Origin of the sequence: Paractinoplanes polyasparticus (assembly GCF_019710575.1) — a bacterium.
In the GTDB taxonomy this organism is placed as follows: domain Bacteria; phylum Actinomycetota; class Actinomycetes; order Mycobacteriales; family Micromonosporaceae; genus Actinoplanes; species Actinoplanes polyasparticus.
This window is the reverse complement of record NZ_JAHWFK010000009.1, coordinates 31,672-51,392: the sequence shown is the minus strand read 5'-3', so window position 1 is coordinate 51,392 and position 19,721 is coordinate 31,672. Positions and strand designations below refer to the sequence as shown.

At 69.8% G+C, this 19,721-nt stretch carries 13 protein-coding genes, 1 tRNA gene and 2 pseudogenes; 9 read left to right on the top strand and 7 right to left on the bottom strand.

What is annotated here, in order from left to right; translation table 11 throughout:
* Nucleotides 1-33 precede the first annotated feature (33 nt).
* Nucleotides 34-438, bottom strand: a complete 405-nt coding sequence (locus KXC43_RS13380; RefSeq protein WP_221376361.1) for a YjbQ family protein — start codon at nt 436-438, stop codon at nt 34-36.
* A gap of 254 nt (nt 439-692) precedes the next feature.
* Here KXC43_RS13380 and KXC43_RS13375 point away from each other — a divergent pair, with 254 nt between their 5' ends.
* The 5 genes from KXC43_RS13375 to KXC43_RS13355 all read left to right on the top strand — a co-directional run bounded on the left by KXC43_RS13375 (nt 693) and on the right by KXC43_RS13355 (nt 10,351).
* Complete coding sequence (locus KXC43_RS13375; RefSeq protein WP_221376360.1) at nt 693-6,836, top strand: fibronectin type III domain-containing protein; 6,144 nt, start codon at nt 693-695, stop codon at nt 6,834-6,836.
* 78 nt (nt 6,837-6,914) lie between these two features.
* On the top strand, nt 6,915-9,185 hold the full coding sequence (locus KXC43_RS13370) for a thiamine pyrophosphate-dependent enzyme (protein ID WP_221376359.1): 2,271 nt from the start codon (nt 6,915-6,917) through the stop codon (nt 9,183-9,185).
* Nucleotides 9,186-9,281: 96 nt separating this feature from the next.
* Nucleotides 9,282-9,713, top strand: coding sequence for a DUF3052 domain-containing protein (locus tag KXC43_RS13365; protein WP_221376358.1), 432 nt, complete (start codon nt 9,282-9,284; stop codon nt 9,711-9,713).
* A 63-nt stretch (nt 9,714-9,776) separates the two neighbouring features.
* Nucleotides 9,777-10,241: a peroxiredoxin gene (locus KXC43_RS13360; protein WP_221376357.1), complete on the top strand. Its 465-nt coding sequence runs from the start codon at nt 9,777-9,779 to the stop codon at nt 10,239-10,241.
* Between the two features lie 38 nt (nt 10,242-10,279).
* A tRNA-Val gene (locus KXC43_RS13355) sits at nt 10,280-10,351 on the top strand.
* Nucleotides 10,352-11,209: 858 nt separating this feature from the next.
* Here the strand turns inward: KXC43_RS13355 and KXC43_RS13350 are convergent.
* A pseudogene (locus tag KXC43_RS13350) lies at nt 11,210-12,611 on the bottom strand (IS1380 family transposase).
* Between the two features lie 161 nt (nt 12,612-12,772).
* Here KXC43_RS13350 and KXC43_RS13345 point away from each other — a divergent pair.
* Complete coding sequence (locus tag KXC43_RS13345; RefSeq protein ID WP_221376356.1) at nt 12,773-14,179, top strand: pyridoxal phosphate-dependent decarboxylase family protein; 1,407 nt, start codon at nt 12,773-12,775, stop codon at nt 14,177-14,179.
* A gap of 61 nt (nt 14,180-14,240) precedes the next feature.
* On the opposite strand, the pseudogene KXC43_RS13340 reads toward KXC43_RS13345, so the two are convergent.
* Nucleotides 14,241-14,508: pseudogene (locus KXC43_RS13340) on the bottom strand (IS1380 family transposase); the annotation flags it as partial.
* 324 nt (nt 14,509-14,832) lie between these two features.
* Between KXC43_RS13340 and KXC43_RS13335 the strand changes: the two are divergent.
* Nucleotides 14,833-15,576, top strand: a complete 744-nt coding sequence (locus KXC43_RS13335; RefSeq protein ID WP_221376355.1) for a hypothetical protein — start codon at nt 14,833-14,835, stop codon at nt 15,574-15,576.
* A gap of 192 nt (nt 15,577-15,768) precedes the next feature.
* On the opposite strand, the gene KXC43_RS13330 is transcribed toward KXC43_RS13335, so the two are convergent.
* From KXC43_RS13330 to KXC43_RS13315, 4 genes are read right to left on the bottom strand one after another with little or no spacing between them, the layout of a single operon-like run.
* The gene (locus tag KXC43_RS13330; protein WP_221376354.1) at nt 15,769-16,185 is read right to left on the bottom strand and encodes a hypothetical protein; all 417 of its coding nucleotides are present in this window, start codon (nt 16,183-16,185) and stop codon (nt 15,769-15,771) included.
* Nucleotides 16,182-16,757, bottom strand: coding sequence for an RNA ligase 1 family protein (locus KXC43_RS13325; protein ID WP_221376353.1), 576 nt, complete (start codon nt 16,755-16,757; stop codon nt 16,182-16,184). Before KXC43_RS13325 ends, KXC43_RS13330 begins: the two co-directional genes overlap by 4 nt.
* Before the next feature lie 22 nt (nt 16,758-16,779).
* Nucleotides 16,780-17,553: a class I SAM-dependent methyltransferase gene (locus tag KXC43_RS13320; RefSeq protein WP_221376352.1), complete on the bottom strand. Its 774-nt coding sequence runs from the start codon at nt 17,551-17,553 to the stop codon at nt 16,780-16,782.
* Between the two features lie 41 nt (nt 17,554-17,594).
* Nucleotides 17,595-18,254, bottom strand: a complete 660-nt coding sequence (locus KXC43_RS13315) for a UCP032817 domain-containing protein (protein ID WP_221376351.1) — start codon at nt 18,252-18,254, stop codon at nt 17,595-17,597.
* A gap of 144 nt (nt 18,255-18,398) precedes the next feature.
* Here KXC43_RS13315 and KXC43_RS13310 point away from each other — a divergent pair, with 144 nt between their 5' ends.
* Nucleotides 18,399-18,707: a hypothetical protein gene (locus tag KXC43_RS13310; protein WP_221376350.1), complete on the top strand. Its 309-nt coding sequence runs from the start codon at nt 18,399-18,401 to the stop codon at nt 18,705-18,707.
* A 19-nt stretch (nt 18,708-18,726) separates the two neighbouring features.
* Nucleotides 18,727-19,695 (top strand): zinc metalloprotease, encoded by a 969-nt coding sequence (locus KXC43_RS13305; RefSeq protein WP_221376349.1) that lies wholly within the window; start codon nt 18,727-18,729, stop codon nt 19,693-19,695.
* The last annotated feature ends 26 nt before the right edge of the window (nt 19,696-19,721 follow it).

The window sequence follows — 19,721 nt, the reverse complement described above, 5'->3', positions numbered from 1 at the left end:
ACACGTACTGACCAGTAACTTCACCTTCGTGACTCAGCCGGGCAGGAAGCTGAACCTTACTTGGCGCTCCTGGTTGTCCCCGTTGGTGTCCACGAGGCAGATCGACTGCCAGGTGCCGAGGGCTATCCGGCCGCCGATCACGGGCAGCGACGCGTACGGCGGGATCCAGGCCGGCAGCACGTGATCACGCCCGTGTCCCTTCGAGCCGTGGCGGTGGCGCCACCTGTCCTCGGCGGGCAGCAGCTGGTCGATCGCGGCCAGCAGGTCGTCGTCCGAGCCGGCGCCGGTCTCGATGACGGCCAGGCCGGCCGTGGCGTGCGGCACGAAGACGTGCAGCAGCCCGTCCCCTTCGGACTCCACGAACCGCTCGGCCTCCCGGGTGATGTCCCGCACCACGGGACGCGACCCGGTCCGAACCGTGATCACTTCGGTACGCATGGCCCGAAGTCTGCCACTCGTGACCCGCCGCCTTTACCAGGCCCTTGGGTAGTCACCAACCCTATTAGACCGTTTCGAACCAATTTACCCCTGAAATGGCTACCTTTTGGTTGTCAGTCGAGCCCGAGGCCGAGTGCTGCTCGGGGCGTAGCACGGGGGTGGAAGCAGTGCAGGTAGTGGCGCCGCGACAACGGCGAAGTATCTCCAGATGGGCTTGGGCGGCCTCCGCCGTCCTGCTCTCCGCAGGCACGGTCGTGGTGAACCCCGCACCGGCTCTGGCCGCAGCGATCGACCCACCGGCCAGTGTCACGGCGGTCGCCGGGCGGCGGGCCATCGCGGTGACGTGGACTCCGGCGGCGAATCAGTCCCCGCCGGCCGCCCGTTACCGCGCCAGTGCGGGCGACAAGTCCTGCGATCTGATCGGCCCGTCGTTTCCGGGCACGCTCACCTGCACGATCAGCGACCTCGCGGCGAACACGCCGTACACCGTGAGCGTCGTCGCCTGCCCGAATGTGAGCACCAGCGACGTCACCGACTGCTCGGCGCCACGCACTGCCGCTTCGGCGGTGACCGCCGGCCCACCGGCGGCCCCGGCCGCACCGACCGTGGTCTTCCAAGGCGACCCGAACACCGTACAGCTGAGCTGGGCGACTCCCGAGCCGGGAGCGGGCATCGCGTCGTACCGGATCACGTCGTCGGACCCCGGGCTGACCGGCAGCTGTGCGGCACTGGTGCCGTTCGGGACCAACACCTGTGACTTCACCGGCTTGGCGGACGACGCGTCGTACACGTTCCGCGTGACCGCCATCGGCGTCACGAACGGCTCGATCACCACTGGTACCTCGCCCGCCGGTGCGGCCTCGGCCCCCAAGGTCGCGGGTCCGCCGCACCAGCCGGCCAAGCCCACCGTGGCTCGTGAATCCGACACCGCGGTGAGGGTGTCGTTCGCGAAGCCCGCGGGCGGCCAGGCTCTCGCCGGTTACACCGTGAGCGGCACCGCGTCGGGCGCGGCGCCGGCGGGTTGCACCGCGCAGCCGAACGAGACCGATTGCCTGGTCACGGGGCTCGATCCGACCAAGTCCTACACCTTCAAGGTCATCGCCGGCGGCGAGAACACCGCTGCTGGTGTCTCCCCGGAGAGCGCGGCCTCCGACCCGATCATCACCGGTCTGCCGGCCGTGCCGGCCACGCCGACGGTCGAGCTCGGCGCCCGGGCCGGCGAGGTGGTGGTGGTCTGGGACGCTCCGGACCTCTCGACGAGCGGCGCACCGACCAGCTACACAGTGACCTCGGAGCCGACCGACGGCGGCTCGCCGTTGACGGGCTGCACCGGTCTCGCCGCGACTGCCACCAGTTGCCAGTTCAGCGGGCTCCAGGACGGCATGAAGTACCGCTTCAGGGTGACAGCGACGAACGCGGCCGGCGCCGAGACCTCGGCCTGGAGCGATGAGGTCGTGTCGGAACTGCCGGCGACGCCCGGCACACCGCAGGTCGAGCTCGGTGACGAGCCGGGCAAGGTGCTGCTCGACTGGCCGGCCGCGTCCAGCGGCGGCCCGGTCGTCTTCTATTCGGTGACGGCTGTTCCGACGGACGGCACGAACGAGGGCGTGAAGGCTCCCGGCTGCGGTTTCAACCTGGCCACACCGACATGTGTGATCACCGGCCTGACCACGACCACGTCGTACAAGTTCAAGGTGACCGCGGTCGGAGACCTGGGTTCGGTCGAATCGGCCGAGTCTGCAGCGATCGTGCCGGACCAGCCCGGCGCGCCCACCTCGGCGGCCGTCACCCTGACCGGCACCCCGGGTGAGGCAGAGGTCAGCTGGGCTGCGCCGGCCGACGGTGGCGAGGTTGAGACCTACACCGTGACCGCGACACCGGCCGGCGGATCCGCGATCACAGGCGATTGCGAGGATCTCGCTTCGACCGCGACGGACTGCACTTTCACCGGTCTCGATGCGACCAAGACTCACACCTTCAGCGTCGAGGCCACCAACGCGGCCGGAGACGCTACCGCTCCGGCCACTGCCACGGTGCCGGACATTCCCAGCGCACCGGTGACGCCGCTGGCGGCGGTAGGCGGTTCGCCCGGCAGTGTGGTCGTGACCTGGACGGCGCCGGCTCAGGGAGATGCCGAGCGCTACCTGGTCGAGGCCACGTCCTCGGACACGGGCGCTTCGCTGCCCCCCAGTCCCTGCGTGGACGCCGCGGCCGCCCTTACCTGCCCGATTTCCGGACTGACGCCCGACAAGCCGTACCAGTTCACGGTCCGCGCCCAGAACCTGCTGGGCGGGACGAGCGCGGCGGCGACCGACCCGATCGTGCCCGACAAGCCGGGCGCTCCGGACGACGTGACCGTGACGGTCACCGCGTCCGGTCAAGCCACGGTGGCTTGGGCGGCCCCGGCGACCGGCGGTCCGGTCGAGACCTACGAGGTCACAGCGACTTCGCCGGACAATGGGAACCTTCCGAGCGAGAGCCCCTGTGTGGTCGCAACCGACCCGCCTGCGCCGCTCTCGTGCGCTTTCACCGGAATGGAGCCGGACAAGGCGTACCAGTTCACGGTTCGCGCTGAGAACGACATCGACGGCACGGACGCGGCTCTGACCGACGAGGTGGTGCCGGGTGCGCCCGGAGCACCGCAAAATGTGGAAGCGGTTCTCGGCGACGCGCCGGGCAAGGTGACGGTGAGCTGGGACGCGCCGGAGGGTGCGGCGGCAACGACGTACACCGTGTCCTCTGACACCGCGACCCCGGCGGCAGCCGAACCCGGCTGCACGGCCAATGCTCCGTCGACGTCGTGCGACATCGAAGGACTGGACCCCGCCGAGTCCTACGCGTTCACAGTGAACGCGAAGAACACGGTGGACCCGGCCGGCACGGACTCGGCTCCGACCACACCGGCACTGGTGCCGGACGTGCCCGGTGTGCCCACCACAGTTGACGTCGCCCTGACCGCGGCCACGCCCGGCTCGGTCGATGTGACCTGGGGTGTCCCGGCCGACGGTGGTGTGCTCACGGAGTACACCGTGACAGCGGAATCGGCGACCACTGGCGCGTTTGTTCCGCCGGTCTGCACCAAGGCCTCCGGCGATACCAGGGAGTGCACCTTCGCCGGCCTCACTCAGACTGCGACTTACTCGTTCACGGTCACGGCGGGAAACAACGCCGGCGACTCGGACCCGGTCACGGTCTCGTCGATCGTGCCGAGCGTTCCCGGCGAACCGACGAATCTCGTGGTGACCCTGGCCACCGGCACGCCCGGTGAGGCGACCCTGACCTGGGAGCCGCCGGTCGCCGGAGGCGCGGCGGTGGCCGGCTACACCGCTTCGGCCTCGTCGGCCGCGAACGGCTCGGCAACTCCGACGCCCTGCACCAACGTTTCCCCGGCGGGTTCGCTGACCTGCACGCTCACCGGTATGACGTCCACTGCTGCATACACCTTCAAGGTGCGGGCGACGAACGCCTCCGGCGGCACCGACGCCACCACGCCGGCCATCGTGCCTAATCTGGCCGGTGCGCCCACCGACGTCGCAGTGGCCCTGGGCACGCCGGGCAAGGCGACCGTCACCTGGGCCGCGCCGACGGATACCGACCGCGGACCGGCGCTGACGTACACGGTGACGCCCGCTTCGACGGATGTCACGGCTGTCATCCCGTCGGCCTGTACGAGGACGTCCGACGACCCGAAGTCCTGCGAGTTCGACGGCCTTACCGTGACCGCGCCCTACACGTTCACCGTCCGGGCCGAGAACCCGTCCGGCGGCACGGACGCGGCCGCGACGGCGGCGGTCAAGCCGAACAAGCCGGGCGCGCCGACCAGCGTGACCGCTGAGCGGGGGGACGCGGTCGGCAAGGCCGTGGTCACCTGGGTCGAGCCGACTGACCTCGGTGCGGTGGACAGCTACCTCGTCACCGCCACTCCGGCCGACGGCGGGGCGGCCACCACCTGCACGAAGGTCGCGGCCGATCCGAAGACCTGCACGCTGACCGGTCTCGACGAGACCACGGAGTACTCGTTCACCGTCCAGGCGATCAACCTGGCCGGCGATTCGGTCACCCCGGCGGCCGAGACCTTCATCCCCAACGTGCCGGACGCTCCGGCCGGGGTGACGGTCACGCTGTCCGCCACGCCGGGCACGGCCACCGTGAGCTGGGATGCGGCTACGACCGGAGCCACGGTGAACAGCTACCGGGTGACGGTTGCCTCGCCCGACGGCGGGGTTGTTCCGGCGGTCTGCGACCGGATTCCCTCGAATCGGTCCTGTGTGTTCAGCGGCCTCACGACGACCGCGTCGTACACCTTCACGGTGCGGGCGATCAACGAGGCCGGCGGCGCCGACGCGCCTACCACCGCAGCGATCGTGCCCAACCGGCCGAACGCCACCGCGGCGCCGACCGCGACAGTCCTCGACGGGGGCACGGTCCGGGTGACCTGGACTGCCCCGGTGACGGGCGGCCAGGTCATGGGCTACCAGGTCAACGCCTACAAGGTCAGCGATCCGGACGTGGCCATCACTGCGACGGCCTGTACCGGCCTGGATGCTGCTGCCCGTACGTGCGACTTCGACGGGCTGCTCGAATCGGAGTCGTACACCTTCGCGGTGACGGCGACCGGGCCCGGCGGGGACGCGGCGAGCGAACGCAGCGCGGCGGTCACGACGGCCGGCCCCGGTACGCCGGATCAGCCGGACGTCGCGCTCGCCGGGCCGGGCGCGGTCCGGGTCACCTGGACGGCCCCGACCGAGGGTGGTCCGGTGACGGGTTACTCGGTCGAGTCGAATCCTTCGCTCAGTGCGCCCGCCCGGTGCACGAACGTGAAGACCTTCACCTGTGTCTTCGACCGGCTGGTCAGCGGCACGGCGTACACCTTCACGGTGTTGGCGCACGGCTCGGCGGATCGCTCGGCGGAGAGCGTGGCCTCCAGCAGCGTCATCGCCGGCCCGCCGGCAGTTCCCGGCCGGCCGACGGTCGCGCCGACCGCCGACGCCGGGCAGGTGCGGGTCACGTGGACCGCGCCTGCCGGCGACGGAGGTGAGATCACCGGCTACGAGGTGGAGTCCACGACGGGCGGCTACGGCTGCACGACCGGCAACACCACCTGTCTGGTCGAGGGTCTCGAGCCGGGTGACAGCTACACCTTCCGGGTCCGCGCGATCGGCGCGGCAGGGGCCGGCAACTCCGCGTACAGCGCGGCGTCCACGGCGATCACGCCCGGTGCGCCGGCGGCGCCCACCGACGTTGTGGTGACCGCGGGCAACCGCCAGATCTCGGTGGCGTGGACCCAGCCGGAGGGCCCGTCGACGCGGGTGACCGGTTACCGGGCCGAGACCAGCCCGGGTGGGTTCCACTGTGAGACAGGGTCCGTCTCGGACACCGAGTGCCTGATCACCGGCCTGACCAACCTGACGTCCTATCGCGTCACGGTGGTCGCCACCGGCGGCGACGGCAACTCGCCGGCCAGCGAGCCCTCGCGGGCGGTCCGGCCGAACGCCGGAGTGCCCGGCAGCCCGACCGGTGTTCAGGCCACGGTCGGCAACGGCAGCACCACTGTTACCTGGGCCGCGCCCGCGCCCGCGGTCACCGGCGACGGCATCAGCCGCTATGTGGTCACGGCCGCGCGGGAAGGGGACACCCACACCTGTCTGACGCCGAACGGCACCACGCTCCGCTGCGTCGTCGAGGGTCTGACCAACGGCCAGACCTACACGGTGACCGTGGTCGCCGTCGGGCGGGCGGCGAGTGGCTACTCGGCGCCCAGCGCGCCGGTCACGGTGGTCGCGAAGCAGCCTCCGGGCACGCCGGTGACCGTCTCGGCCACCGGGGGCGTCAAGGCGATGACGGTGCGCTGGGCCTCGGGTGGAGCCGGGGACGGGCTGGCCGGATTCACCGCGACCGCGACGCCGACCGGCGGTGGAACGCCGTACACCTGCTCGGGCACGGCCGCGGCGACCAGCTGCTCCATCAGCACCGTGACGCCCGGCCCCTACTCGGTGTCGGTCGTGGCCAACAGCACGACATCGGGCCTCCGGTCCGCGGCCAGCGCGCCGGTCACCACGACCGTGCTGCTGGCGGCGGCCCCGACACTGGGCTCACTGCCGACCACGACCAATGTGTTGTCGGTCACCGGTACGCCCAAGCCGGGCGGCACCGTAGCGGTCAGCGGGGACGGGTTTGCCCCGTACACGTCGATGTCGTTCGGGGTCTACACCACCGCCACGGGTCTGACCCGGGTGACCACCGTCGTCACGACGGACGGGACCGGGGCGTTCTCGCAGGACATCACCATCCCGGCCGCTGTCACGATCGGCGCTCGGACGCTGGTCGCGGCCGGACTGCCGCCTACCGGCACCACCCTGCGGTACGCGAAGGCGGCCATCACCGTCACGGCGAGCTGACCGGCGGCGCGACACACCACGGCGGGCCGGGAGGGAAATTTCCTTCCGGCCCGCCACCTGTGTCTACCGACTTCCGGCATGGCGGGGCTCGCCCCGGTCGGTAATGCTGGTCCGGTGACCACCCCGCAGAACCTGGACGAGCGTTTCAGGGACGCTGTGTCGGCGCTCGCCCCGCCAGGCGACCGCCGAGCCCCTGGTGACCCCGTCCGCGACGGCTCCGGCCTCACCGGCGCCCGCGCCCTCGAACTCTTCGACGCCCAGCTCGCCAGCCGTCACCTCGACCTCGCGGCCCGCTGGCTGCGCAGCTTCAACGAGGGCTTCTACACCATCGGATCGTCCGGCCACGAGGGCAACGCCGCGGTCGCCGCGGCCCTGCTGCCCACCGACCCGGCCCTGCTGCACTACCGGTCGGCCGCGTTCTTCTGCGCCCGCGCCAAAAGCCTGCCCGACGCCGCCCGCGACGTGCTGCGCGGCGTCGTCGCCTCGGCCCGCGAACCGATCGCCGGCGGCCGCCACAAGGTCTTCGGCAGCGCCGACCTCAACATCATCCCGACCACCTCCACGGTGGCGTCGCACCTGCCGCGGGCGGTCGGGCTGGCCCACGCGCTGTCCCGGTCGCGCTCGGACAGCCGGTGGGTGCGCGACGCGATCGCGGTGGCGTCCTTCGGCGACGCCTCGGCCAACCACGCCACGGCGACCGCGGCGCTGAACTCGGCCGGTTGGTTCGAGCACTCCGGCGTACGCCTGCCGTTGCTCCTGATCTGCGAGGACAACGGGCTCGGGATCAGCGTGCCCACCCCCGACGGCTGGCTGGCGGCCATGCTCGGATCGCGTCCCGGGCTGCGCTACTCGGCGGCCGACGGCTGCGACCTGGCGGCCACCTACGACGCGGCGAGCGAGGCCGCGGGCTACGTGCGCCGGGAACGCCGGCCCGCTGTGCTGCATCTCTCGGCCGTACGGCTCATGGGCCACGCCGGCGCCGACGCCGAGGTCGCCTACCGCACCACCGACGAGATCAACGCCGACCTGGCCCGGGACCCCCTCATCGGCACGGCCCGGCTGCTGGTCGAGGCCGGCCTGGTCACCCTGGAAGAGGTGGTCACCCGCTACGACGAGGTCGGCTGGCAGGTGCGCAAGGTGGCCGAGGAGGTGCTCGGCGAGCCCAAGCTGGCCAACGTGGCCGAGATCGTCGCCCCGCTCGCCCCGCGCCGCCCGCTGCGCGCCGCCCACGAGATCACCGAGGTCGCCTCACGCGCCCTCGGCCCGGGGGCGGCCGCCCGCTCCCGCGCCTTCGGCGGCAAGCTGCCCGAGCAGTCCGGGCCGCTCACGCTCGCCCAGACCATCAACGCCACGCTCACCGACGCCCTGGCCTACCACCCGGGCGTCCAGGTCTTCGGTGAGGATGTGGGGCGCAAGGGCGGCGTGTACGGGGTCACGAAGCACCTGCAGGAGCGGTTCGGCGAGGAAAGGGTGTTCGACACCCTGCTCGACGAGACGACGATCCTCGGGCTGGCCCTCGGCGCGGGGCTGGACGGGCAGCTCCCCGTACCCGAAATTCAGTACCTGGCCTACCTGCACAACGCCGAGGACCAGTTGCGCGGCGAGGCGGCCACGATGTCGTTCTTCTCGTCCGGGGCCTACCGCAACCCGATGGTCGTGCGGGTCGCCGGGCTCGCCTACCAGCAGGCCTTCGGCGGGCACTTCCACAACGACAACTCGGTGGCCGTGCTCCGCGACATCCCCGGCCTGGTGCTCGCCGTGCCCAGCCGGCCCAGCGACGCCGCGCCGATGCTGCGCTCCTGCCTGGCCTCGGCCGCCGCCGACGGCACGGTCTGCGTCTTCCTCGAGCCGATCGCGCTCTACCACACCCGCGACCTGCACCAGCAGGGCGACAACGAATGGCTGGCCCCGTACGCGGGCCCGGGCGCCTGGGCCACCGAGCACGTGCCGATCGGCCGCGCCCGCACGTACCCGGTCGGCAGCGCCACCGATCTGACCATCATCACGTACGGCAACGGGCTGCGCATGTCGCTCCGCGTCGCCGCGAAGCTGGCCGAACAGGGCTACGGATCCCGAGTGGTGGACCTCCGCTGGTTGAATCCGTTGCCGGTCAACGATCTGGTCCGCGAGGCCGCCGCCACCGGCCGGGTGCTGATAGTCGACGAGACCCGTCGTTCCGGCGGCGTCGGCGAGGGAGTTCTAGCGGCCCTGGTAGATGGCGGTTTCGTCGGAGCGGCCCGCCGTATCGCATCGGCTGATTCACTGATTCCCCTGGGTCCGGCAGCGCAACATGTGCTGGTGGGGGAGGATGCGATCACACAGGGTGCCCACGCCCTGTTGGCACGGTAAATTGCCTCACACTCGGTGCGCCACTTGCGCTGGGGCCCGGGAGTGTGTGGACTACCCAACAGGTTTACAGAATTGACAGCTAGGAGGACTTAGACAGTGAGCGCGACCGCTGGTCAGGCCGACGGCGTACGCAGCCTGGCGGACCGGTTCGGCTTCGAGCCGAACATGGTGGTCATGGAGATGGGCTACGACGACGATGTCGACGAAGACCTCCGTGACGCCCTGACCGAACGTGTCGGCGAGTTGGTCGACGAAGACACCGACGAGGTCGTCGACGCGGTGCTGTTGTGGTACCGCGACGGTGACGGTGACCTTTTCGAAATTCTCACCGACGCCCTGGGCCCCCTCGCCGACAACGGCGTGGTGTGGCTGCTGACCCCCAAGGCCGGGCGGGACAACCACGTCGAACCGAGCGAGATCAGCGAATCGGCCCCCACGGCCGGTCTGCAGCAGACCTCGACGGTCAACGCGGGCAAGGACTGGACCGGCGCCCGGCTGGTCACCCCCAGGGGCAACAAGAAGAAGTAGCTCGCTGCCCTGAGTCAGACCGGTCGGCGCCCCTGGGGCGCCGACCCGGTTAGGCTTGTCCCCATGCCGCTGCCCGTCGGCGCCACCGCGCCGGAATTCTCCCTGAAGGACCAGAACAACCAGCCCGTACGCCTTTCACAGTTCCGCGAACGCAAGGCCGTCCTGCTGGTGTTCTACCCCTTCACGTTCACCGGCACCTGCCAGGGCGAGCTGACGGAGATCAGGGACAACCTGCCCGCCTACCAGAACGACCAGGTGCAGGTCCTGGCCGTGAGCGTCGACTCGGTCTACGCCCACAAGGTCTGGGCCGCCCAGGAGGGCTTCGACTTCCCGCTGCTGGCCGACTTCTGGCCGCACGGCGAGGTAGCCCAGACCTACAACGTCTTCCACGACGGCGGCGGCATGGCCAACCGCGGCACGTTCCTCATCGACCGGGACGGCACGATCCGCTTCGCCGAGATGCTGGGCCCCGGCGACCCCCGAGACCAGAAAGCCTGGCGCGCGGCCCTGGCCGACCTGCCGGCCTGACCCCAGGTACGATGACCACTCCGGCCGCATGCCGTGCCGGGCGCGTAGCTCAGTGGGAGAGCACCCGCCTTACAAGCGGGGGGTCGTAGGTTCGAAACCTACCGCGCCCACCTTTGTGATGTCTCAAGACATCGGAATAGCCCGAGCCTACGTTTTGTAGGTTCGGGTTTTTGCTGTGTGGGTGTGGGGTCGGGTGGCCGGCCGGTGGGCCGGCAGTCGCGGCGGGGGTCGATGGTGAGTTCGCGGGGGAGTTCGCCGGTGGCGGCGTTGATGACGCACGATGCCTAGTCGGCGTGGTTCGGTCTCTGGTGTGGTTCGGCCGCCGCTGAACCGGAGGTGTAGACGATGCCGTTGCCGGTGAGCGTGGATGCGGGATATCCGTGCAGGCCGGCGGCGCGTCGGAAGGTGGCGTGCGCGATGGCTGCGGTGATCCGGGGATGCGCGCTGATGCGCAGGCGTAGGGGGAATGGTCATCGAGCCAGGTGATGATCTCGACGCCGGGGCCGGGTCTGCCGTCGAGACGGGTGCGGCGGTGGTGGGTGAAGTCGGACTGCCACGTCTCCGTGGGCTGCTCGGCTTGGAACCGGATGTGGGAACTCTTCGGCCGTTTCGCCGGCTCGGGGACTAGCTGTCAGGATCCGATTGATCGTGGCCCGCGACAGGACGGTGCTGTGGTGGTGTTGCCGATGCCAGCCGATAGTGTCGGCGCCGGCGTCCAGTCCGGACTCGTCAAGTTTCTTCCGTAGGCCTAGGACGAGCTCGATCGTCGCCGGGGGCGGTCGCGGTGGGGTGAGTCGCCGCCCCGGCCGATGTCTGGATCACTAACCTCCCTCTTTCGTTAAGCCCGTGATTCATCGCTGCTGATCGATTTTGTTGGTGTTCGGCTGGTGGTGCGTGGTCTCGGGCATGGTGTGGGCCCGGCGCGGAGCCGGGTTCCTCCGGGGTGTTCGTCGGGATGCGGGGGCGGGTCAGCCGGCTGGTCGGGGTAGCGCGGCGAGCCGGGTGAACGCGGTGACCAGCGCGTCGGTCCAGGGCCAGTGCTCGGCGATGGCCAGGTGGGTCCGGCGGGCGGTGCGGGTGATCCGGGCGGCGACGTGCAGCAGCCGGTAGCGCAGCTTCTTCGGCTCGGCTTTGGCGAGGTCGCCGTCCAGCAGCAGGGTTTGGGTCCAGGCGAGCAGGTCGATGCCGGTCAGGGCGAGTTGTAGCCCGGCCTGGTTGATCGCGAAGACGCGGGACGGGAACCGGCCGAAGCCGGTGTCCTTTCCCGTTCGGATGCGATCTTCCACTCTGGCGTGAGCCCGGTGGCGGGCTTCCAGGTACTGGATCGATCCGCCGCCGGGTGGGGTGGGGTGTCGGTGGCAATCACTTGGTGCCGCCAGCCTTCGAGGGTGTCGAACAAGGTCAGTTGGGCGCCGGGGTGGGGTCGTTCGCGGCGGACGATGAATCGGGTGCCTTCGGGGAAACCGTCGGCGGGGAATCGGCCAGTGATCTCGCAGATTTCGGCGTGTTCACGAAGGTCGCCGTCGACGTCGACGGCGGGGATCCAGTCGGCGACCGGCCGGATGGCTTCCCGGATCGGTTTGGTGATCGCCAGGCCGACGGAGAAGCGGATATCGATGTGCTGGTCGCGTAGGACACGGATGTGGGCGAGGAAGCCGTGGCTGGAGCCGGCCGAATCGGAGCGCAGCAGGATCGGGGTGCCGTGCCGATGCGCATCGGGGATCTGGGCGAGGGCGTGGTCGAGGACGGTGATGTGGTCAGCGGTCGTGTTCGACCCGGCCCGGCCTTCCCGCAGCAGACCCGACAGGGCCTCGCCGGTGTTGTCCAGGAAACAGAACAACGGGTGGAAGCCGAAGGTTTCTTCCAGGTCCGGGTCGCTGATTCCTTGTCGGAGTGGCAGAGCACGATGGAGGCGTCGACGTCCAGGACCAGGCCCGGCACCTGCTGATCGGCCACTGTTGGTGCGGGTAGCTCGCCGCGGGTCTCGGTGTGCTGGGCCCAGGCGACCTCGCGGGCCGCCGCCCGGGCCGCGCGCAGCTCGGCCAGCATCGGTTCGTCGAGGTCGGCGAGCAGCCGCCACGCGGTCGGGTCCGAGGCGACCGGCCCGAACAGTGCGGCCTGGTCGCGCAGCACGGCGAGATCCGCGATGGCTTCGCCGCCGTCGGCGAGCATCACCGCCAGGTCCACCGCGATCCGGCCGGGGTCGTGACCACGCTGCCGCTGCCGCAGCCCGGCGAGAGCTTGGTTGAACGTGCTGGTCAGACCGGTCGCGTCGGCGAGATCGGCGAGCAGTCAGGCACCGGCGTGACTGACCACGCCCCGCCCGCCGCCTGTGACCACGATCTTCGGACGTGTTGGGGTAGCTTTCACCCTGCAAGTGCCTTCCGTGACGGGATGAACAGGACTCTCGACAAGCCCTATTTTTCCCAGATCAGAAGGCACTTCTGCGTTTCCAGCCCAACCCGTGGACAGCCCTTAACGAAGGGCTGAGGCTAGTCCTGCACGGTCGAGTTCGGGTGAAGGAGAAGTAGATGGATCACAGCACCGCCTCTGATTCCTTTGATGGGGCACATATCGTTCTTCGGCGGGCAGCGGAATTGGCGATGGAGTACCTGCGGGATCTGCCGGACCGACATGTGGACGCGATTACCGGCTACGACGAGGTCCTGGACCTTCTCAGCGGCCCGGTCCCGGAGCACGCCACGGATGCAGTGGCAGTGGTCCAACGGCTGGCCGCGATCCTCGGCCCAGCCACCATCGCCAGCGCCGGTCCCCGCTACTTCGGGCTCGTCGTCGGCGGGTCCCTTCCCGCCGCGCTGGCTGCCGACTGGTTGGTGTCCACCTGGGACCAGACCGCCTACAGCCGGATGTCCTCGCCGGCAGGTGCCGCGGTCGATGCCGTCACTGAACAGTGGATCCTGCAGGTGCTAGGTCTGCCGACTGAAGCGACGGTCGGGTTCGTCACCGGCGCCACGGCCGGCAACACCGTCGGTCTGCTCGCCGCACGCCACGTCCTACTGCAACGGCAGGGCTGGGACGTTGAGGCCGATGGGCTCACTCAGGCCCCCCGCGTCCGCGTGATCGCCGGCGACGAGGTCCACCCGTCGGTGCTGCAGGCAATCCAGATGATCGGCCTGGGAGCGCGCCTCGTCGAACGCGTCGCCGTCGATGACCAAGGAGCGATGCTCGCCGACGCGCTCGCCGACACCCTCGCCGCCGACCCAACTCCCGCCATCGTGTGCGCACAAGTCGGCAACGTGAACTCCGGCGCCTGCGACCCCATGGCACAGATCGTCGACCTGACCCGCGAACACGGCGGATGGGTCCACGTCGACGGCGCATTCGGACTGTGGGCACAGACATCACCACGCCTGTCGGAACTCGTCGCCGGGGTCGAGCGAGCCGATTCCTGGTCGACCGATGCCCACAAATGGCTCAACGTCCCATACGACTGCGGCCTGTCCATCGTGAATCACCCCAACGCCGCTCGCGCCGCGCTCGGCGCAACCACCAGCTACCTGCCCACCAGCACCGCCCGTGAACCCGGCGTCCTCGTCCCCGAGATGTCCCGCCGATCTCGCGCCGTGCCCGTGTACGCGGCACTGGCGTCGTTGGGCCGCCCCGGCGTCCAGGCCCTGATCGAACGCTGCTGTGATCACGCCCGCCGGCTGGCTGACGCCGTCCGCGATGACGCCGGCTTCATCGTCTGCAACGACGTCGTGCTCAACCAGGTCCTCGTCCGGGTCGACGACGACGAGACCACCTGGCAGGTGTGCGAGCACGTACGCCACAGCGGCGAGGCCTGGGTCGCCGGAACCGTATGGCACGGTCGAGCAGCGGTGCGGGTGTCCTTCTCGAACTGGGCCACCACAGACGATGACGTCGATCGACTCGCTAACGCACTGCGAGACGCCGCAACGGCGCTGCGCACAGGCTGATGACACGACGCCCCGAGCGTCATCTCCCAGCGCTGATCATCTCCAGCGCGCCGGCCGGCGTGGCGAGCGAGAGGACCTGGCTCAGCGACAGCAGTCGCCACGCCGTGGGGTCCGAGGCGACCGACCCGAACAGGCCGGCCTCGTTACGCCGCACCGCCAGATCGGCGATGGCCTCACCACCATCGGCGAGCATCACCGCCACATCGACCGTGATCCGGCCCGGATCGTGGCCGCCGCCGCCGCTGCCGCAACCCGGCCAAAGCGTGACCGACCACGCCCGGACCGTCCCCGGCCGCCGTGATCTTCGGACGTGTTGCGGTAATCTTCACCCTGCAAGTGCCTTCCGTGGCGGGACAACAGGACTCTCGATAAGCCCTATTTCCCCTGATCGGAAGGCACTTTTCTATTTCAGCCCAGCCCTTGGACAACCCTTAACGAAGGGCCCAGGCTAACGGGGTGACAATCGCCAGTGGTGACCGGCTGAGTCGGTCGGGAGGCGGGCTTTCTCCCATGTGCCGCTGTCCAGATTGAGGTCGGATCAGCGCATGCCGAGTGCTCACTCCGCCGGAATCTCACGGTCGCAGCGACCACATACAGTGCATGATGGCGATGCCTTTCGGCCGCCTTGAGCGCTTCGCCCCGAGGAGTCAACCTTGAGCTGGCGTCGTCCCACTGCCCGGACCCAAAAGCGCCTGCTTCCTGCAATCTATTTTGTCTCGTATCTATCGGTCTTGGGTTTGCTCCGATTTGTGGACCCTGACGGCGACAACGGAGATTGGCTCGTCATCGGCGCCGTCTACGCAATCTTTCCCACGTTGGCGGCATATATAGCGCTGACCCCAAAGATAGAGTTGGCGCGACAATGTGCACGAACCTTCAGCTGGCTTCCTCCTGTGGTGGGCCTCGTTGCAATTTTCTATTTCTGGTGGTACGCCTCCAACTATCGCAACATTCCCGAAATTGGAACCGAGTTCTTCTCGACCTCAGCTCAGGTCATACCGGTCTTCCTGCTCGCGTTGACAATAGATGTGAATTGGTCCAAGAGGCTGAACACTTCAGATTTGGGTTGGGTGATCCTGGCCTGTGTGGTCGGGGAAGGCATGGCGCTGGGTGGCTCGGCGTTCGAAGACTTCAGGAGTCAGGAGAACTTCGTCTTGACTGCCGCGTCAATGGCGACCTTGCTTACAGCGCTGCTGATGGCGATCGGCGCAGAGGCCCCCGGTGCAACGAACGCAGCAGGGTCGATCGATTCGGACAGCACCACCGCTGTTAGTACGCCTGGAGAAGAGCGCACGGAACCCGCCGAACCGGTCAACCCGGACGCGCTGGAGACAGTGGCGGACCGTCGACCCGTAGCAGGAGGACAAGAGGCTGGCACAGACGGATCAACTGACTGACAACCCCGGGCGGGACGTTCCTGTCATGGCGATGGCGGTCTAGGAGTTGCGCGGATTTGCGGCACGGATAGCCGCCGGATCACGAGCCGTCACTGAGCCGACCGAACGGCCGCGTGCAGATGAGCGCCTGATCGACCGGTCATCACCGGGGAACGGCAGTGCGCCCCGGGAAGCGACCTGAACGCCGGTTGATCAGGCGGTAGGTGCGGTATGGGTGGTCGAGGCTCGCACTGTCTGGCGGCGCTGGATGACGAAGTCGAGAAGTAGGGCTGCGTAGACGGCGGCCAGGGCGTAGGTGGCGGCTCCGGCGGCGGGGCTGTCGGGGTCGACCGTGGCGTCTATGACCATCAGCGTGATGAGTACGGCCAGGATGGCCGCGTTGGCGGTGTCGACGCGGGCCCAGGTGGTGTCGGGGCGGTCGAGGCCTCGTAGGGCCTGTTCGCGCAGGTGTTGCACCAGCAGCCAGAGGGCGGCCGCGCCGACGGTGATCCAAGGCCAGCCCCAATGGTCGCCCTGGGACACGTCGGCGACTCCGTCCGTCAGGAGGGAGCCGCCGATGTAGGCGGCCAGGAAGGTGCGGGCGAAGCCGGGGCGGGCGCGAAGATTCACATGACGAGTATTGGGGAGTCTGTCGAGGCCAGGGCGAAGTCGCGGTGCTTGAGCTTGGCTCGGCGGCCGTCGGGGTGGTGCCAGACGATGCCCTCGTAGTGGGGGTGAGCCAGTAGCCAGTCGCGCAGGGTGGCGAAGTCTGTGGGGACTTCTAGGCGGTCGGCTTCGGCGTGGGCCACCAGGGCGTGGCCGGGTACGGACTCGGGGTTGCCGTTGATTTTCTCGCCGATCAGCTCGTGGGTGCCGGGCTTGAAGGCGCGGGGATGCGACTCGAGGGCCTCGGCGTGGTAGCGGGCGTAGGACGACTGCGCGATCGGTTCCCAGCCCACCGTCTTGCCGGTGACCTCGTCGGTCATCACCGCGCGGTAGCCGGGCGGGCGGGTGCGGCCGGGGCGGACCTCGCGCCGGGCCCACCACACGCCGGCCTCGTCGAGCAGGACGCAGGTGCCGTCGTACTTGCGGGTTGCGACTCCCTCTCCGGCCAGCACCCAGCCGCAGCCGGGGTGCACCTCGGGCAGCAGGCGCTTCCGGTTGTCGGGGTCCCGCAGGAACAGCGTGGGAATCTTCTTCATGCGCTTGATCGTCGCATCGTGATCAATCGCTTTTCCGGGCCTCGTGCAGCCACGCGTACCGGCGCAGGAGCAGCGGGCGGCGGCGACCCTCGAGGTCGTCGATCAGCCGGCGGCGGAACTCGTCGCGGCGCTCGGGCGGCAGATCGTCGAAGTATTTGCGCGTGCCGTGCGTCTGGAACCACTGCCAGAGGGTCTCGGCGTCGGGAACGGGCAGCTCCAGCCTCAGATCCGTCTGCCGCCGGGGCACGAACCCGGCTTCGGTCAGCGTCTCGACCTCGTCGAACGGGGCACCCATGCTGCCCTGCGGCGGCAGGTGCCGGGCGAACTCGCCGAACAGCGCGTTGGCCCCGTCGGCGAACTCGAAACCCTCGGGCACCCGGCCCGGCGTCGTGAATGCGAACAGCCCACCCGGGCGTAGCACGCGCCGCACCTCGCGCGTGACCGCTGCCGCGTCGTCCACGAGGTGCATGACCAGGCCGGCGGTCACCACGTCGAACGACTCGTCGGGGAACTCGAGCCGGGCCGCGTCCATCAGCCTCGCGTCCAGGCCCGGTTGTTCCTGTCGCAGCCGCGCGACCATGCCGGGCGCCGCGTCGGTCGCTGTGACCTCGTATCCGCGGTCCCGCGCCGGGACGGCGATCGCGCCTCTTCCCGTTCCTATGTCGAGCAGGCGACCGCCGGGCTGCGGCTCGGGCAACCGCCGAGCGGTGAGCCGCCCGAACTCCGAGAAGAACGGCAGGACGTCGTCGTAGCGCTCGGCGACACGGTCGAAAATCTCGATCACGGATTCCGTCACGCCCCGCAGCCTGGCCGCTCATCGGCCGTGACCGCAACGCATTACGACGAGCCGCAACCGCCTCCACAGGCCATGCCTTCCCCGACGGGGCCGGAGTTGCCGGGTGGGGGCGGGCCGAACCGGTTGCGGCCGCGGAGCAGTCGGCCGGGGCCTTTGAGGTGTTGCAGGCAGACGGCGCCGGGCACGTCGTAGCAGGTGCCTCGGCCGCCGCAGTCGGCCAGGTAGCGGTAGCCGCCGCGGATCGACAGCTGCTGGTCGATCCGGAAGAGCAGTGGAAGCGCGGCCGGACCGCAGTTCTCGTCCTGCCGGGCGAACCGGAACGTCTCGGCGAGCGCGGCCGGCCCGGATGAGGAAGCCGGTGCTGTCGGCCCGGATGAGGAAGCCGGTGCTGTCGGCCCGGGTGAGGAAGGTCTGTCGAGCGGCGCGCGGCCGAAAGCCTCGGTGCAGAAGGCGGCGTATTCGGTGGTCTGGCGGGAGAACTCGGTCCACAGTGCGGCGGCGATCAGCGAAGGCATGGTCAGCTTGGCCCGCGGATGGCGGGCGGCCAGGCGGAACCACTGGCGGGTGGCCGACTCGACCTGGTCGAGGCCCGCCTGGTTCAGGCTGTCGTGTTCGGACGCGAGGCGCTGGCGCACGGCCGCCGGGAAGCGGTAGGCGTCTATCGCGGCCACGCGGTGCGCGGTGCGCGGTTTCCAGCTCATCGCTCGACGGTGCGCGCAGCCCTCGGCAAGGGTCATCGGTCGTTCGTCCGAAACGGTGTCGGATCACGGACGCAGGCGGGCCCACCAGCGGTGATGCTGTCACCCTGGCCACCACCGAAGGCACCGTTCGAAGGGTTGCGGAACATGCCAGAGATCTCGCCCGATCTTTACCGGCGGTGGTACCGCTCCTTCGAGGAGGACACCGACGATCAGGCTGTCTACCGGCCGGCCGAGTTTGCCTTCCCGCCCAGCCGGGCGCCGCGGCCGAGCGTCGAGTTCCGGCCGGGCGGCGGCTATCTGGAGTATGCCGCCGGGCCGGCCGACCGGGCCGCCGCGAGCCGGGGCAGCTGGGAACCGGGGGAGGGCGGCGCCCTCCGGGTGCGGGCCGGCGCGGGGAGCCGCGTGCTGCACATCGTCGCGCACGACGAGCAGGTGCTGAGGATCCGCAAATAGCGCGAGGAGATGAGGCCCGATGGACACCGCCGACATCGTCGAGACCCCGGCGCGGCGCCGCTGCGGCAGCGAGGACGTGCACCGCCGCCTGCTGAACGAAAGCCTGAACTACCGGCTCAACCGGGCCGCCATCGAGAACCTCGCCTTCGCCTTCGCGACCGGTGAGGAGCAGCCCAGCCGGGCCGAGGTCGTGACGATCCCGGTGGTTGTGCACGTCGTGCACAACACCGACGAGCAGAACCTCTCGGAGGAGCAGATCGACACCCAGATCGCCGTGCTCAACGAGGACTTCCGGGCCGCCAACGCCGACCTCAAGGGCGTGCCGAAGGTGTGGCAGGGCCTGGTCGCCGACGCGCGCCTCGAGTTCCGGCGGGCGAGCGTCGACCCGGAGGGCAACCCCACCACGGGCGTCACCCGGCGGCGCACCGACGTGCGTTCCTTCTCGGACAACGACGCGGTCAAGTTCACCGCCCGCGGTGGCGCCGACGCGTGGCCGGCCGACCGCTACCTCAACGTCTGGGTCTGCCAGCTCGGCGGCGGCCTGCTCGGCTACGCCCAGTTCCCCGGCGGGCCGCCGGCCACCGACGGCGTGGTGATCACCCACACCGGCTTCGGCACGACCGGGACGGCGGCCGCGCCCTTCAACCTGGGGCGGACCACCACCCACGAGATCGGCCACTGGCTCAACCTCTTCCACATCGGTGGCGACGACGGCACGGGGTGCAGCGGCACCGACTTCGTGGCGGACACGCCCAACCAGTCCGGCCAGAACTTCGGCACACCCACCTTTCCGTCGATCACCTGCAACAACGCGCCGGACGGCGACATGTTCATGAACTACATGGACTACACCGACGACGTGGCGATGTTCATGTTCACCCACGGGCAGATCCTCCGGGTCGAGGCGTGCCTGGCCGGCCCGCGCCGGAACCTGGTCGCGCCGGTGGCCGGCGTGCCGGTCGGCAGCGAACCGGCCGGCGGCGAATAGGACGGCGCCGGAGCGGCGGCCGGTCG

Excerpts from the sequence above, each read along its gene's own strand:
- KXC43_RS13380 (WP_221376361.1), bottom strand. The coding sequence starts at position 438 with ATGCGTACCGAAGTGATCACGGTTCGGACCGGGTCGCGTCCCGTGGTG.
- KXC43_RS13370 (WP_221376359.1), top strand. The coding sequence starts at position 6,915 with ATGGCGGGGCTCGCCCCGGTCGGTAATGCTGGTCCGGTGACCACCCCG.
- KXC43_RS13360 (WP_221376357.1), top strand. The coding sequence starts at position 9,777 with ATGCCGCTGCCCGTCGGCGCCACCGCGCCGGAATTCTCCCTGAAGGAC.
- KXC43_RS13345 (WP_221376356.1), top strand. The coding sequence starts at position 12,773 with ATGGATCACAGCACCGCCTCTGATTCCTTTGATGGGGCACATATCGTT.
- KXC43_RS13325 (WP_221376353.1), bottom strand. The coding sequence starts at position 16,757 with ATGAAGAAGATTCCCACGCTGTTCCTGCGGGACCCCGACAACCGGAAG.
- KXC43_RS13315 (WP_221376351.1), bottom strand. The coding sequence starts at position 18,254 with ATGAGCTGGAAACCGCGCACCGCGCACCGCGTGGCCGCGATAGACGCC.
- KXC43_RS13310 (WP_221376350.1), top strand. The coding sequence starts at position 18,399 with ATGCCAGAGATCTCGCCCGATCTTTACCGGCGGTGGTACCGCTCCTTC.
- KXC43_RS13305 (WP_221376349.1), top strand. The coding sequence starts at position 18,727 with ATGGACACCGCCGACATCGTCGAGACCCCGGCGCGGCGCCGCTGCGGC.